Annotated in this window: 12 protein-coding genes; 3 read left to right on the top strand and 9 right to left on the bottom strand. The window is 59.3% G+C overall.

From position 1 onward, the window contains the following. Positions 1-86: 86 nt before the first annotated feature. The 9 genes from fba to QLQ16_RS09810 form a co-directional block, all read right to left on the bottom strand. Positions 87-1,124 (bottom strand): class II fructose-bisphosphate aldolase, encoded by a 1,038-nt coding sequence (gene fba, locus QLQ16_RS09850; protein WP_283224516.1) that lies wholly within the window; start codon positions 1,122-1,124, stop codon positions 87-89. 36 nt (positions 1,125-1,160) lie between these two features. After that, positions 1,161-2,357 carry a phosphoglycerate kinase gene (locus QLQ16_RS09845; RefSeq protein ID WP_283224515.1) on the bottom strand — a complete coding sequence of 399 codons (1,197 nt, stop codon included), beginning with the start codon at positions 2,355-2,357 and terminating at the stop codon, positions 1,161-1,163. After that, a complete protein-coding gene (gene gap, locus QLQ16_RS09840) occupies positions 2,354-3,370 on the bottom strand; it encodes a type I glyceraldehyde-3-phosphate dehydrogenase (RefSeq protein WP_283224514.1) in 1,017 nt (338 codons plus the stop codon). Before gap ends, QLQ16_RS09845 begins: the two co-directional genes overlap by 4 nt. Positions 3,371-3,505: 135 nt before the next feature. Continuing rightward, on the bottom strand, positions 3,506-4,171 hold the full coding sequence (locus QLQ16_RS09835; RefSeq protein WP_283224513.1) for an HAD-IA family hydrolase: 666 nt from the start codon (positions 4,169-4,171) through the stop codon (positions 3,506-3,508). Between the two features lie 28 nt (positions 4,172-4,199). Continuing rightward, positions 4,200-6,296: a transketolase gene (gene tkt, locus QLQ16_RS09830; protein ID WP_283224512.1), complete on the bottom strand. Its 2,097-nt coding sequence runs from the start codon at positions 6,294-6,296 to the stop codon at positions 4,200-4,202. A 17-nt stretch (positions 6,297-6,313) separates the two neighbouring features. Beyond that, entirely contained in the window at positions 6,314-7,198 is an 885-nt protein-coding gene (locus QLQ16_RS09825) for a phosphoribulokinase (protein ID WP_283224511.1), read from the bottom strand. 50 nt (positions 7,199-7,248) lie between these two features. Further along, positions 7,249-8,346: a class 1 fructose-bisphosphatase gene (locus QLQ16_RS09820; protein ID WP_283224510.1), complete on the bottom strand. Its 1,098-nt coding sequence runs from the start codon at positions 8,344-8,346 to the stop codon at positions 7,249-7,251. Between the two features lie 50 nt (positions 8,347-8,396). Further along, positions 8,397-9,083: a ribulose-phosphate 3-epimerase gene (rpe, locus tag QLQ16_RS09815; RefSeq protein WP_283224509.1), complete on the bottom strand. Its 687-nt coding sequence runs from the start codon at positions 9,081-9,083 to the stop codon at positions 8,397-8,399. Continuing rightward, positions 9,080-9,805 carry an HAD-IA family hydrolase gene (locus QLQ16_RS09810; protein WP_283224508.1) on the bottom strand — a complete coding sequence of 242 codons (726 nt, stop codon included), beginning with the start codon at positions 9,803-9,805 and terminating at the stop codon, positions 9,080-9,082. The genes rpe and QLQ16_RS09810 overlap by 4 nt, the downstream gene beginning before the upstream one ends. A 174-nt stretch (positions 9,806-9,979) precedes the next feature. Between QLQ16_RS09810 and cydP the strand changes: the two genes are divergently transcribed. From cydP to cydB, 3 genes are read left to right on the top strand one after another with little or no spacing between them, the layout of a single operon-like run. Continuing rightward, positions 9,980-10,162: a cytochrome oxidase putative small subunit CydP gene (gene cydP / locus QLQ16_RS09805; protein WP_283224507.1), complete on the top strand. Its 183-nt coding sequence runs from the start codon at positions 9,980-9,982 to the stop codon at positions 10,160-10,162. After that, a complete protein-coding gene (locus QLQ16_RS09800; RefSeq protein ID WP_283224506.1) occupies positions 10,159-11,718 on the top strand; it encodes a cytochrome ubiquinol oxidase subunit I in 1,560 nt (519 codons plus the stop codon). The genes cydP and QLQ16_RS09800 overlap by 4 nt, the downstream gene beginning before the upstream one ends. A 12-nt stretch (positions 11,719-11,730) precedes the next feature. Further along, entirely contained in the window at positions 11,731-12,867 is a 1,137-nt protein-coding gene (gene cydB, locus QLQ16_RS09795) for a cytochrome d ubiquinol oxidase subunit II (RefSeq protein ID WP_283224505.1), read from the top strand. Positions 12,868-12,870: the final 3 nt, after the last annotated feature.

The following is a 12,870-nucleotide window of genomic DNA, read 5'->3' as shown; positions in this document are numbered from 1 at the left end:
CAACTGGGCGCGAGTACCAAACGCGCCCATTACCTCACCCCATTAATATATAAGAGATTACTGATCAATAAATGACTTAAATCAATTCACAGGTACCGCCCCGCCATCGCATCCAAGGAAACCGGTTTGATCTGACTGCCGCGACCAGCGCAGCCAAAAGCCTCAAAACGCGCCTTGACAATGCCCGCTGCCGCATTTTTGGCAGCCGCTAAGGCTTTGCGAGGATCGAACTCCGAGGGCTGCTGCGCAAACACCTGGCGCATGGCACCGGTCATGGCCAAGCGGATGTCGGTGTCGATATTGACCTTGCGCACACCGCTTTGGATGCCACGCACGATTTCTTCGACCGGCACGCCATAGGTTTCCTTGATGTCGCCGCCGTATTGGCGAATGATCTGCAACCACTCTTGCGGCACGCTGGAGCTGCCGTGCATCACCAAATGCGTGTTGGGAATGGCGGCATGGATGGCGGCAATGCGGTCCATGGCCAAGATGTCGCCTGTGGGCGGACGGGTGAACTTATAGGCACCGTGACTGGTGCCAATGGCAATGGCCAGCGCGTCCACACCGGTTTGGGCCACAAAGTCCTTGGCCTGCACGGGGTCGGTCAGCATCTGATCATGGCTGAGTTTGCCTTCGGCACCCACGCCGTCTTCTTCGCCCGCTTCGCCAGTTTCCAGAGAGCCCAGGCAGCCCAATTCACCCTCGACCGACACGCCCACGGCGTGGGCCATCTCGCAGACCTTTTGCGTCACGCCCACGTTGTACTCGTAGCTGGCGGGCGTCTTGGCGTCGGCCATGAGCGAGCCGTCCATCATCACGCTCGAAAAGCCCGAACGGATCGACTGCTGGCACTGCGCGGGCGTGGCGCCGTGGTCTTGGTGCAAAACCACCGGAATGTCGGGGTGTGTTTCGATGGCGGCCAGCACCAAATGGCGCAAATACGCCTCACCCGCGTATTTGCGGGCCCCGGCCGAAGCTTGCAAGATGACCGGGCTGTCGGTGGCTTGCGCCGCCTCCATGATGGCCTGCACCTGTTCGAGGTTGTTGACGTTGAAAGCGGGAATGCCGTAGCCGAATTCGGCCGCATGGTCGAGGACCTGGCGCAATGAAACCAATGCCATGAGGGGGCTCCTTGAAAAATGAAAAATGAAAAGAGGTCAGTCCGCCGCTGCGCGACGGCTCAGAATTTCGATGGCGGGCAGGGTTTTGCCTTCCAGGATCTCCAAGAACGCACCACCGCCGGTCGAGATGTAGCCCACCTGCTTTTCAATGCCGTACTTGGCAATCGCCGCCAGCGTGTCACCACCGCCCGCAATGCTGAAGGCGCTGGACTCGGCAATCGCTTGGGCAATCACCTTGGTGCCGTTTTCGAAGGCCGCAAACTCAAACACGCCCACCGGGCCGTTCCACACAATGGTGCCTGCTTGCTTGAGCTGCGCGGCCAGTTTGGCCGCAGTCTCTGGGCCGATGTCCAAAATCATGTCGTCGTCGGCCACTTCGGTCGCTTTTTTCACCGTCGCTACGGCGTCGGCTGCGAAGGTCTTGGCCACCACCACATCGGTCGGGATCGGCACCTCGGCGCCACGGGCCTTCATGGCTTCAATCACGGCTTTGGCTTCATCCACCAAGTCCGCTTCGGCCAGGCTCTTGCCGATCTTCAGACCCGCTGCCAGCATGAAAGTGTTGGCAATGCCGCCACCCACAATGAGCTGGTCCACGTTTTGCGACAGGCTCTTCAAGATGGTCAGCTTGGTGGACACCTTGGAGCCCGCCACGATGGCCGCCAGTGGCCGCTTCGGGTTGGCCAAGGCTTTGCCAATCGCATCGATCTCGGCGGCCAGCAGAGGGCCTGCGCAAGCAATAGGCGCAAACTGCGCGATGCCATAGGTTGTGCCTTCGGCGCGGTGGGCCGTGCCAAAAGCGTCGTTCACATAGATGTCGCACAGCTGGGCCATTTGGCGGGCCAGCGCTTCGTTGTTTTTCTTCTCGCCCTTGTTGACGCGGCAGTTTTCGAGCAGCACGACCTGACCAGGGGCGACAGAAACACCGTCCACCCAATTGGCGACCAGCGGCACATCACGACCGAGCAACTCGCCCAAGCGCTTGGCCACTGGGGCAAGCGAATCTTCGGGCTTGAATTCACCCTCAGTGGGGCGGCCCAAATGCGATGTCACCATCACGGCAGCTCCAGCGTCCAGCGCCATCTGGATGCAAGGCACGCTGGCGCGGATGCGGGTGTCTTCGGTGATGCTGCCGTCATCGGCTTGCGGCACGTTCAGGTCAGCTCGAATGAACACGCGACGGTTTTCGGCAAAGCCGCTTTTGACCACATCGGCAAAACGTAAGACTTTCATCGCGCACCTCCTGCTTGGCCGGACACCACGCGGGCCATTTCCAGGCACTTGTTGGAGTAACCCCACTCGTTGTCGTACCAAGCCATCAGCTTCACAAAGGTGCTGTCGAGCGCCATACCCGCTTCGGCATCGAACACGGAGGTGCAGACCTCACCCCGGAAATCCGTAGACACCACTTTGGCTTCGGTGTAACCCAACACGCGCTTCAAAGCCCCTTGGCTTTGCGCCTTCATTTCGGCGCAAATCTCGGCGTACGTGGCAGGCGTGGCCAACTCCACCGTCAAGTCGACCAGCGACACATCGCTGGTGGGCACCCGCACCGACACGCCCGTGAGCTTGCCCTTGATCTCGGGAATCACCACGCCCACGGCCTTGGCTGCGCCCGTGCTGCTGGGGATGATGTTTTCCAAGATGCCGCGCCCGCCACGCCAGTCCTTGTTGCTCGGGCCGTCCACGGTTTTTTGGGTGGCTGTGGTGGCGTGCACGGTGGTCATCAGGCCACGCTGGATGCCCCATTTGTCGTTCAGCACCTTGGCCAAAGGGGCCAGTGCGTTGGTGGTGCAGCTGGCATTGCTGATGATGGCTTGGCCCGCATAGCTGGCGTGGTTCACACCAAACACAAACATGGGCGTATCGTATTTGGAGGGGGCAGAGATGACCACTTTTTTGGCCCCTGCGGTCAAGTGTTTGCCAGCACCTTCTTTGTCGAGGAACAAGCCCGTGGCTTCGATCACCACATCGGCACCCACTTCGTTCCACTTCAGATTCGCAGGGTCGCGCTCTTGTGTCAGGCGGATGCGTTGGCCGTTCACGATCAGGGTGTTGCCTTCAACCGCCACGTCGCCATCAAAACGGCCATGCACGCTGTCGTATTGCAGCATGTAGGCCAGGTACTCGGGCTCCAGCAGGTCATTGATGGCGACGATCTCGACGTCATCGAAATTTTGCACCGCCGCGCGGAACACCATGCGGCCAATGCGGCCAAATCCGTTGATGCCAATTTTTGTGGTCATAAATTTCCCTCTTCATTCAAAACAGTTGAACTTCAAATACTTCTGGGCCGTTGTTTGTGTAGGAGCCCACCCTATGGGCGATACAGTCAAGGGCGTGTTCCACGCCCATCGCCCACGGGGTGGGCTCCTACAAAATCACAACAGCGCCGAAAAATCCTCGATCACGCGGTCCGGCGCACACGCGTGCACCGACTCGCCCATGTTGTAGCCATAAGGCAGCAACCAGACCGGCACACCCGCATTGCGGGCGGTGGCCGCGTCGATCGACGAATCCCCCACAAACAGCGCTTGGGTGGCCTTCAGGTCCCAACGCTTCAAGCAGTCCACCACGCTGGTGGGGTCGGGTTTTTTGACCGGGAAAGAGTCGCCACTGACCACCACGTCGAAAGCAGCGTGCAAGTCGTGCACGCGCAGCACGGTGTCGGTGTAGCGGCCTTCCTTGTTGGTCACCACCGCCAGCTTGCAACCGCGCGCCCGCAGAGCCGACAAGACTTCGCGCACCTGCGGGTACAGGTGGCTGCGTGTGCCGCAACGGGCTTGGTAGTAGCGGTCAAAGATCGGCAGCGCTTGCTTCAGATCTGCACCTTTACGCACGGCTTCCACTGGCGTACTGGTGACACTGGCCAACGCCTGGATCAGCAGCTCTTTGGTGCCGTGACCGATCCAGTCGTTGACTTGCTGCTGCGATACCTCGGGCCAATCGAAATAGCGCAAGGTGTCGTTCACCGCGTCGGCGATTTCGGGCGCGGTTTCGACCAAAGTGCCGTCGAGGTCAAAGAAATAGGCTTGTGGAGTTTGCATTTTTTGCTCTTTGCAAGGGGCAGGCGGCTCAATTGTCGGAAGGCACGATGTGAGCAGGCAAGGTGTCCGCTTGGCGGTGGGTGTGGCGGTGCACCAAGGTGCGTACCGCTTCACACACACGCTCGCTGGTAATACCAAAGTGTGCGTACAAAGCGGGTGCTGGGGCTGATTCGCCAAAGCTGGCGATGCCAATCACCATGCCCGTGCGACCCACATATTTGCGCCAGAAGTCGGGGTGCGCCGCCTCTACAGCCACGGTGGGCAAACCCAGCGGCAAGACCATGTCCTGGTAGGCCTCGCTTTGCCGGTCAAACACATTGGTGCAGGGCATGGACACCACCCGTGTGGCCACACCTTGGGTGGCCAAATCAGCTTGCGCTTTCATGGCCAAAGAGGTCTCGGAACCTGTGGCCACGATGATGGCTTGGGCACCCGGCATATCGCTCAGGATGTAGCCGCCCTGGCGCACCTTGGCCGCATCGGCGGTGTCGGTCAGCAACTGCGGCAGGTTCTGGCGCGACAGCGCCAAAGCGCTCGGGCCATCGCGGCGTTCCACCGAACAGGCCCAGGCCACAGCCGTTTCCAAGCCATCGGCGGGCCGCCACACATCCAGCCCCGGGATGATGCGCAAGCTGGGCACATGCTCCACGCTTTGGTGCGTGGGGCCATCTTCGCCCAGGCCAATCGAGTCGTGCGTGAAGACATGGATCACGCGCTTTTTCATGAGCGCTGCCATGCGGATGGCATTGCGCGAATAGTCCGAGAACGTCAGGAATGTGCCGCCATAAGGGATGTATCCCCCATGCAGCGCCATGCCGTTCATGATGGCGGCCATGCCAAATTCGCGCACGCCATACGACAGGTGGTTGCCCCAGGTGTCGCGGCCCGCTTTGGTGCAAGTCTTGAAGTTCGTCAGGTTGGAGCCCGTCAGGTCGGCACTGCCGCCGAAAAATTCGGGCAACAAGGGGGCCAACACATCGAGCGCATTCTGGCTGGCTTTGCGGGTGGCCACGGCATCGGGCTTGGCCACGATGGCGGCCAGGGCTTTTGCCAAGCCTTGGGCATAGGCCTCGCTCAAATCGCCTTTCATGCGGCGCTCAAACTCAGCCGCCTCTTGCGGGTAGCGGCTTTGGTAGGCGGCAAAACGCTCGCGCCATTGGCTTTCGGCGCGCGTGCCACTGGCGCGGGCATCCCAAGCACTTGCCACATCGACAGGCACTTCAAAGGGGGCATAGGGCCAGTTCAGCGCTTCGCGGGTGGCGGCAATTTCGGCAGCGCCCAGCGCGGCGCCATGCACATCGTGGGTGCCCGCCTTGTTGGGTGAGCCCATGCCGATCACGGTTTGGCAGCAAATCAGCGTGGGTTTGCCGTTGGGGCTGTGGGCTTGCGCCTTGGCCGCTTCGATGGCGGCGTTGACCGCTTGCGGGTCATGGCCATCCACCTTAGCGATCACGTTCCAGCCATAGGCTTCAAAGCGCCTGGGCGTGTCGTCGGTGAACCAGCCTTCCACATGGCCATCGATCGAGATGCCGTTGTCGTCGTACAGCGCCACCAGTTTGGACAAGCGCAAGGTACCCGCCAGCGAACAGGCCTCGTGGCTGATGCCTTCCATCAGGCAGCCATCGCCCAAAAACACATAGGTCATGTGGTCCACGATGTCCAGGCGCTGACCATCTTCCTCGCGGTTGAATTCATCGGCCAACATCTTTTCGGCCAGCGCCATGCCCACAGCGTTGGTGATGCCTTGGCCCAGTGGGCCCGTGGTGGTTTCCACACCGGGGGTGATGTCCACTTCCGGGTGGCCAGGGGTCTTGCTGTGCAGTTGACGAAATTTTTTCAGCTCGTCCAAAGCCAAGTCATAGCCCGTCAGGTGCAGCAAGGCATAAATCAGCATGGAGCCATGGCCGTTGGACAACACAAAGCGGTCGCGGTCGGCCCACTGCGGATTAAGGGGGTTGTGCTTCAGGTGCCGGTTCCACAGCACTTCGGCGATGTCGGCCATGCCCATGGGCGCACCGGGGTGGCCTGATTTGGCCGCTTCGACGGCGTCCACGGCCAGCATGCGCACGGCGTTGGCCATGCGGCGGGCCATCTCGGGGGTGGGTTGATTGGCAACGGTGTTCATGTGATTTCGCCCCCGTTTCAAGCCAAGCCCAAAGCGCGTTTGCGGCGCTCCATCATTCGCCACACGAACGGTGTGAAGATGAGTTGCATGGCGATTTCCATCTTGCCGCCAGGCACCACGATGGTGTTGGCACGGCTCATCCAAGAGTCGTTGATCATGTTGAGCAAATAGGGAAAGTCGATCCCTTTGGGGTTGGCAAAACGGATCACCACCACGCTTTCATCGGCCGACGGAATGTCGCGCGAGATGAAGGGGTTGGAGGTGTCGACCAAGGGCACACGCTGGAAGTTGACATGCGTGTGCTCAAACTGCGGCACGATGTAGTTCACATAGTCAGGCATGCGGCGCAAGATGGTGTCGGTCACCGCCTCAGTGCTGTAGCCACGCTGGTGCTTGTCGCGCCAGAGTTTCTGAATCCATTCCAGGTTGATGACGGGCACCACGCCCACGCGCAAATCGGGGTGCTGCGCGATGTTGTGCTCGGACGTGACCACGGCGCCGTGCAAGCCTTCGTAAAACAGCATGTCGGTGTCGTTCGGCAGGTCTTCCCAGGGTGTGAAAGTGCCGGGGTCTTGTTGATAAGGTGCGGCCTCTTCGGCGTTGTGCAGGTATTTGCGTGACTTGCCTTGGCCCGTGGCACCGTAGGTGCGAAACAGGTTTTCAATCTCACCAAACAGGTTGTTTTCGGCGCTGAAGTGGCTGAAATGTTTGTTGCCCTCTTTTTCTGCAGCCGCGCCACGTTGCTTCATCTCTTTGCGGTCAAAACGGTGAAAGCTGTCGCCTTCGATGATGGCCGCCTTCACACCTTCGCGGCGAAAAATGTTGGAAAACGTGCGTGTCACCGTCGAGGTGCCTGCTCCCGAAGAACCGGTGATGGCGATGATGGGGTGGCGTTCAGACATGGGAATCTCCTTGTAATTTTTTCAATGGTTTGGCGAACGGACTCGGCCGCTCAGTCGCGGAACAGGCTGCGCTCGGCAAACAGTGGCGCAAAGCTGTCTTGCTTGGGCGGTTCGGCGTGGTAACGCTCGATGCGCTCGACCTCGTTTTTGGAGCCAAACACGAGGCCAATGCGCTGGTGCAAGCTGGTGGGCTGCACACTCAACATGGGGACTTGTCCCGTGCTGGCACGGCCACCGGCTTGTTCCATGATGAAGCCCACCGGGTTGGCTTCGTACAGCAGGCGCAAGCGGCCGGGCTTGCTCGGGTCTTTGGTGTCACGGGGGTACATGAAAACCCCGCCACGCATCAAAATGCGGTGGGCTTCCGCCACCATCGATGCGATCCAGCGCATGTTGAAGTCTTTGCCACGCGGGCCGGTTTTACCGGCCAGGCATTCGTCCACATAGCGCTTGACCGGGGCTTCCCAGAAGCGGCTGTTAGAAGCGTTGATGGCAAACTCGTTCGTGTCTTCTGGCACACGCAAATCGGGATGCGTCAGCATGAACTCGCCCATCACCGGGTCGAGTGTGAAACCGGCCACACCGTTGCCCACGCTCAGTACCAGCATGGTGGTGGGGCCGTACAAGGCATAACCGGCGGCAATCTGGCGGGTCCCCGGTTGGAAGAAATCGGCTTCGGTCAAGGGCCCACCCTCGGCGGTGGCGTCGGGCGCACGCAGCACGCTGAAAATGCTGCCCACCGACACGTTCACGTCGATGTTGCTGGAGCCGTCCAGTGGGTCAAACACCAGCAGGTATTTGCCCCGGGGGTGTTGCGCTGGAATGTCGTAGGGCAAATCCATTTCTTCAGAGGCCATGCCCGCCAAGTGACCGCCCCACTCGTTCATGCGGATGAACAGTTCGTTGCTCACCACGTCCAGCTTTTTCTGGGTCTCGCCTTGCACGTTGATGCTGCCGCCAGCGTCAGCCGCGTGGTTGCCATACATGTCGGCCAAAGCACCATAGGCGACCGATTTGGCAATGGCTTTGCAGGCCATGGCCACATCCAAAATCAAGGCATTGAAGTCACCACTGGCATCGGGAAAGCGACGACGCTCTTCGATCAGGTATTGCGTCAAGGTGGGCGTGGTGCGGGGACTCAAGGACATGGGGTCAACACTCTCTGAAGTTGTAAAAATTCGGGAACTCGGAATCTGACTCAAGCCACAGCGGCTTGCTTGAGGGCTTGCATCACCCCGCGGTAGCCCCCATCGGCATCGGGCGCACCGAACACGGCGCTGCCCGCCACGCAGGTGTCGGCACCGGCCGCCACGATCTGGGCGATGTTGTCGGTCTTCACACCGCCGTCTACCTCCAGCACGATGGATTGGCCACCCCGCGCCGCATGGGTGTTGATGCGCTGGCGGGCCGCTTGCAGCTTGGGCAAGGTCGAGGGGATGAATTTCTGGCCGCCAAAACCGGGGTTCACGCTCATGAGCAAGACCACGTCCAAGCGGTCCATCACATGGTCCATCCACTCCAACGGCGTGGCGGGATTGAACACCAGGCCCGCTTTGCAACCGTGGTCGCGGATCATTTGCAAGGTCCGGTCCACATGGCGGCTGGCTTCGGGGTGAAAGGTGATGATGTTGGCCCCGGCTTTGGCGAACAAAGGCACCAGCGCATCGACCGGCTCGACCATCAAATGCACATCGATCGGGATCTGGACATGCGGGCGGATCGCCTCGCACACCAGTGGGCCAATGGTCAGGTTGGGCACGTAATGGTTGTCCATCACGTCAAAGTGCACCCAGTCCGCGCCTGCGGCTTCAATGGCGCGGACCTCTTCGCCCAAACGGGCAAAGTCGGCGGACAAGATGGAGGGGGCAATGCGGACGGTGCTCATGCGGTGACCTTGAAAGCGGTGTGGTGCCATTCACGCAACTGCGCCAGCCCCACGCCCTGCAGGCTGGGGACAATGCGCAATGCGCCTTTGAAATCGTGCTCGGCAGTGAAGTCGTTGGGGGTGATGACCGTGGACAGACCTGCTGCCATAGCGGCGCGCAGACCGTTCTCGGAATCCTCAAACGCCAGGCAATGCTCGGGTGCCAAACCCAAGCGCGAGAGGGTTTGCTGGTAAACCATCGGGTCTGGTTTTTTGCGCGGCGCGGTCGAGGCATCTTCGAGCACCGAAAAATGCTGCTTCCAGTCGGGGCCGATGGCTTGGCGCAGCAAGGCCGCGATGTTGACGGGCGAGGTGGTGGTGGCAATGGCCAATTTGAGCCCTGCCGTACTGGCGGCCGACAGCAGCGCCAGCACCCCCGGGCGCATCTGTACCGCGCCGTCTTGCACCGCTTGCTCGTAAGCGGCGGTTTTGATCTCGTGCAGACGGTCAATGGTCTCCTGCATGCCCGCGCCGCTGATGTCCTTGGGCGGATTAGCCAAGGTTTGCCAATACGCCTTGATGCGCTCTTTGCCTCCAGACACCGCCAACAAGCGGTTGTACAGCGGCACATCCCAGCGCCAGTCCAGCCCCCCCTCGACGAACGCGTGGTTGAACGCCGCCAAATGCGCCATTTCGGTTTCGGCGAGGGTGCCGTCAACGTCAAAAATCAAAGCCTTGAGCATGGGATGGAGACCTACATGTAGCAGAAGGCCTCCACTTTAAAAAGGACTGACGCTCAGGACAATTCAATATTCGCAATTCATTAATTAAGTAATAGCTTAATATTTACACCTTCAGGACAAGCCAAAAACGAATCAACAAGCCCCCCAAGGTCGAACTAGATACCTTGAACCGATATGCATTTTTCAGACAAAACCCTCGTTAGAAAACTGGCCATCGTGCTGGTTTTGAAACTCACCGTGCTGATGGCGCTGTGGTGGTTTTTTGTCAGGGAAAACCGCGTGGCTGTTGACGAGAACAGCGCAGCCACGCAACTGCTGACCTTCACGCCCGATACAACCCCAAGGACCCAACCATGATCTCTGAACAACTGGTGGATCTGTCGCGCCTGCAATTTGCAGCCACTGCGATGTACCACTTTCTTTTTGTCCCGCTGACGCTCGGCATGGTCTGGCTCTTGGTGATCATGGAAAGCGTCTATGTCATGACGGGCAAGGTCATTTGGAAAGACATGACACGGTTTTGGGGCAAGCTGTTTGGCATCAACTTTGCGCTTGGCGTGACGACGGGCATCACACTGGAGTTTCAGTTCGGCACGAATTGGGCGTATTACTCACATTACGTGGGCGACATCTTTGGCGCCCCCCTGGCCATCGAGGGTTTGATGGCTTTCTTCCTTGAGTCCACCATGATTGGCCTGTTCTTCTTTGGCTGGGACCGGCTCAGCAAGACACAGCACTTGCTGGTGACTTTGCTCATGGCGGTCGGAACCAACCTCTCGGCGCTGTGGATTTTGATTGCCAATGGCTGGATGCAAAACCCGGTGGGTGCAGAGTTCAGTTATCTGACCATGCGCATGGAAATGACTGATTTTTGGGCCGTGGTTTTCAACCCAGATGCACAGGCGAAGTTTGTCCACACGGTGTCGGCAGGTTATGTCACCGGTGCCATGTTTGTACTGTCCATTTCAAGCTGGTATTTGCTCAAAAAACGCGATGTGGAGTTTGCCAAACGCAGCTTTCGGGTCGCTGCCGCTTTTGGTCTGGCGTCCGTTTTGAGTGTCATTGTGCTGGGTGACGAGTCAGGCTACACCGTGGGTGAAGCGCAGCAAACCAAAATGGCCGCATTGGAAGCCATGTGGGAAACCAAACCCGCACCAGCAGGGCTGACCCTGGTGGCCAGCATCAATGAAGCCGAGCAAAAAAACAACTGGGAGGTCGAAATTCCCTGGGTCATGGGCCTGATTGGCACGCGCTCTATCAGCAAGGAGATCCCCGGCATTCACGACATCAAAGCCAAGAACCGCCTGCGTATCCAAGAAGGCATCATCGCCGTCAATGCGCTCGAAGCCCTGCGCGCCAATCGTGACGATACAGTGGCCAAGCAAGTGTTTGAACGCCATAAGGCAGATCTGGGCTTTGGTCTTTTGCTGAAGAAATACGTGAACGATGTGAACGCTGCCACCCCGGACATCATCGACCGTGCGGTCAATGACACGGTGCCTCGCGTGACCCCCATGTTTTGGGCATTTCGAGCCATGGTGGGGCTCGGCTTTGCCATGCTTGTGCTGTTTGGCCTGGCGTTCTGGAGCACACTGAAGATGACCTGCATGGAAAAACCCTGGTTGCTCAAAACGGCGCTGTGGATGTTGCCAGCCCCTTGGATCGCCTGCGAATTGGGTTGGTTTGTGGCCGAGTACGGCCGCCAACCCTGGACGATTTACGGCGTGCTGCCAACCCATCTGAGTGTCTCCACACTCAGCGTGAACAGCTTGTATGGATCACTGGCAGGGTTTATTGGCTTTTACACCGTGCTGTTGGTGGTCGAGATGTACCTCATGGTCAAGTTCGCACGCATGGGCCCTGGCAGCTTAGGCACGGGACGCTATGAGCACGAAACACCTTTGCACGCATAACAAGGACTCGCCATGATGGATTACTCAACCCTCAAGATCATTTGGTGGCTGCTGGTCGGTGTGCTGCTGATCGGCTTTGCGATCATGGACGGGCACGACATGGGCGTAGGCACCTTGCTGCCCTTTGTGGGTCGCAACGATGTCGAACGCCGCGTCGTCATCAACACCGTCGGTCCGCATTGGGACGGCAACCAGGTCTGGTTCATCACCGGTGGCGGGGCCATTTTTGCGGCATGGCCCTTGGTCTATGCCACCGCATTCAGTGGTTTTTACTGGGCCATGCTGGTCGTCTTGTGGGCCTTGTTCTTCAGGCCCGTCGGTTTCGACTACCGCAGCAAAATCCACAACGCCACCTGGCGCAGCACTTGGGACTGGGGTTTGTTCATCGGAGGCTCAGTGCCTCCACTGATCTTTGGTGTGGCGTTTGGCAACTTGCTGCAGGGCGTCCCCTTTCAGTTCGACGCTTATTTGGTCTCCACCTACAGCGGCAACTTCTGGCAACTGCTCAACCCCTTCGCCCTGCTCGCAGGAGTGGTGAGCAGCGCCATGATCACCATGCAAGGCGGTGCCTATTTGGCCCACCGCACGGAAGGCGTGATTCAAGAGCGGACCATCAAGGCCGCCACTGGCGCTGCATGGCTCATGGTTGCAGCGTTCGTTGGCGCAGGCTTTTGGCTGCAAAGCATCGAGGGCTACCGCATCACATCCACGATCGACATGAATGCTTTGCCAGACCCCCTGTCCAAAACAGTGGTGCGCGAGGCGGGTGCCTGGATGCGCAACTACACACAACAACCGCTGCTGTGGCTTTTGCCTGGCTTGGCCGTTGCCGGCGCACTGGTGACGTCCCTGCTGCTGCGTCTGCGCTACACGCTCAGTGCATTCGTCACGTCTTCGTTGGCGCTGGTCGGTGTGATCGGAACAGCAGGAGCGTCCATGTTCCCATTTGTCATGCCTTCGAGTTCCATGCCCAATGCCAGCCTCACGGTGTGGGACAGCGCCTCCAGCCAACTCACCTTGAGCCTGATGTTCTGGGCCACTGTGATTTTCATGCCACTCATCATCGGCTACACCTCTTGGGCGTACAGCGTGATGCGAGGCAAGGTGACAGCGGCCTACATCCGAGAAAACGACCATGCGGCCTATTGAGTC

Origin of the sequence: Limnohabitans lacus (assembly GCF_030053395.1) — a bacterium.
Classification (GTDB): Bacteria; Pseudomonadota; Gammaproteobacteria; order Burkholderiales; family Burkholderiaceae_C; genus Limnohabitans_A; species Limnohabitans_A lacus.
This window is presented reverse-complemented; position numbering and strand designations above follow the sequence as displayed.

What these genes read in the sequence shown, in the direction of transcription:
- tkt (WP_283224512.1), bottom strand. Translation starts at nt 6,296, where the DNA reads ATGAACACCGTTGCCAATCAACCCACCCCCGAGATGGCCCGCCGCATG.
- QLQ16_RS09810 (WP_283224508.1), bottom strand. Translation starts at nt 9,805, where the DNA reads ATGCTCAAGGCTTTGATTTTTGACGTTGACGGCACCCTCGCCGAAACC.
- cydB (WP_283224505.1), top strand. Translation starts at nt 11,731, where the DNA reads ATGATGGATTACTCAACCCTCAAGATCATTTGGTGGCTGCTGGTCGGT.
- gap (WP_283224514.1), bottom strand. Translation starts at nt 3,370, where the DNA reads ATGACCACAAAAATTGGCATCAACGGATTTGGCCGCATTGGCCGCATG.
- QLQ16_RS09845 (WP_283224515.1), bottom strand. Translation starts at nt 2,357, where the DNA reads ATGAAAGTCTTACGTTTTGCCGATGTGGTCAAAAGCGGCTTTGCCGAA.
- QLQ16_RS09825 (WP_283224511.1), bottom strand. Translation starts at nt 7,198, where the DNA reads ATGTCTGAACGCCACCCCATCATCGCCATCACCGGTTCTTCGGGAGCA.
- fba (WP_283224516.1), bottom strand. Translation starts at nt 1,124, where the DNA reads ATGGCATTGGTTTCATTGCGCCAGGTCCTCGACCATGCGGCCGAATTC.
- QLQ16_RS09835 (WP_283224513.1), bottom strand. Translation starts at nt 4,171, where the DNA reads ATGCAAACTCCACAAGCCTATTTCTTTGACCTCGACGGCACTTTGGTC.
- QLQ16_RS09800 (WP_283224506.1), top strand. Translation starts at nt 10,159, where the DNA reads ATGATCTCTGAACAACTGGTGGATCTGTCGCGCCTGCAATTTGCAGCC.
- QLQ16_RS09820 (WP_283224510.1), bottom strand. Translation starts at nt 8,346, where the DNA reads ATGTCCTTGAGTCCCCGCACCACGCCCACCTTGACGCAATACCTGATC.
- rpe (WP_283224509.1), bottom strand. Translation starts at nt 9,083, where the DNA reads ATGAGCACCGTCCGCATTGCCCCCTCCATCTTGTCCGCCGACTTTGCC.
- cydP (WP_283224507.1), top strand. Translation starts at nt 9,980, where the DNA reads ATGCATTTTTCAGACAAAACCCTCGTTAGAAAACTGGCCATCGTGCTG.